We start from the raw sequence: 1,174 nt of genomic DNA, 5'->3' as shown, positions 1-1,174 counted from the left end.
GGTTAGTCAGCAAGTTAAATCGTTGGAACTTCAGTTAAACGCGATACTTTTTGAGCGCAATGGTGCGCAGCTTTTGTTAACACAAGCTGCCCAAGCCTACTTACCTGTTGTTAGCCAGACTTTGCAGATGCTATCTGTAGCAACTCAACACCTTTTTGCTCGCCAGAAAAATACTCAACTGACGCTTCATGTCGCTCACAGCTTTTGTTCTCAATGGTTAATGCCGCGCTTGGCCGATTTTCATCGTCAGCACCCTGATGTCGTGGTAAAAATTTCAACGACAGCTAACACGGTACCGAATGCTAGTGCTATTGCGGATGTGGAGATCATCAACGGTTATGGAGATTGGCAATCAGAGCAGGCTGTTCAACTTACCCAAGAAAACTGGATAGTGGTGGCGAGCCCTGGTTTTTTAAATCTTAATTCGGTCATTCATCTTACCGATATCGCGCTAGCGCCAAAACTGTGCACGGGCGGATACCATGAATCGTGGCAAGCTTGGCTGCGTTTTCAGGGCTATAAAGGCAAAGTGAGTAAACCTATCGCCGAGTTTGAACATTCCTTACTAGCCATTCAAGCGGCGGTGAATCAGTTAGGCATACTGCTTGTAAGGGACTTTTTAGTGGAGGATGAGCTACAACAAGGACTTTTGGTTCCGATTGGTGGATGGTCCATGCCAAGCGCCAGCGCGCATCATATAGTGGTAAGGGAAAGCGATAAACCGCAAGTTGAGGCTTTTACTCATTGGGTCATGCAAAGTCTATAAGCTTAAAAGTCCTGCATCTTCGAATAAGTGAAAGTGGTTTCCTGCGATTGAGCTAACAAAGTTGGGTGCTTTTTGGTCGGTAGTTAAAACAAGATTCGTTACTTAAGGTATAAAATGACGCTTGTTTCAATCGTCGTCCCCAATCTGATCGAACAAGGAAAAGTCATGGAAATGCTACAAGGTGGTCGGGATAATGCCATTTATCGTACAGGTGATCGTGTTAGCCGTCCGGCAAGCTCTTGGACGATGACCGTCCACCAGTTGTTAAATCACCTTCATTCCAATGGATTCACGCAATGCCCCAAAGTGATTGGGATTGAGGGTGGTAAAGAGTGGCTGAGCTTTGTGGAAGGAGATACCTTCAACTATCCACTGCAAGGTTCTATTGCTTCTGTTACTGCACTTTTA

The 1,174-nt window shown here is 45.5% G+C and carries 1 protein-coding gene and 1 pseudogene; both read left to right on the top strand.

The genetic code is table 11. The annotated features are described in order from the left end of the window. Positions 1 to 766: LysR substrate-binding domain-containing protein (locus R8N28_RS25930; RefSeq protein WP_318183748.1), on the top strand; the 766-nt coding region annotated here is incomplete at its 5' end. A gap of 165 nt (positions 767 to 931) precedes the next feature. Further along, positions 932 to 1,174 (top strand): annotated as a pseudogene (locus R8N28_RS25925) (phosphotransferase); the annotation flags it as partial.

The organism is Vibrio sp. Vb1554 (genome assembly GCF_033344235.1).
The sequence above is the reverse complement of the archived record's forward strand: the minus strand, read 5'-3'. Positions and strand labels throughout refer to the sequence as shown.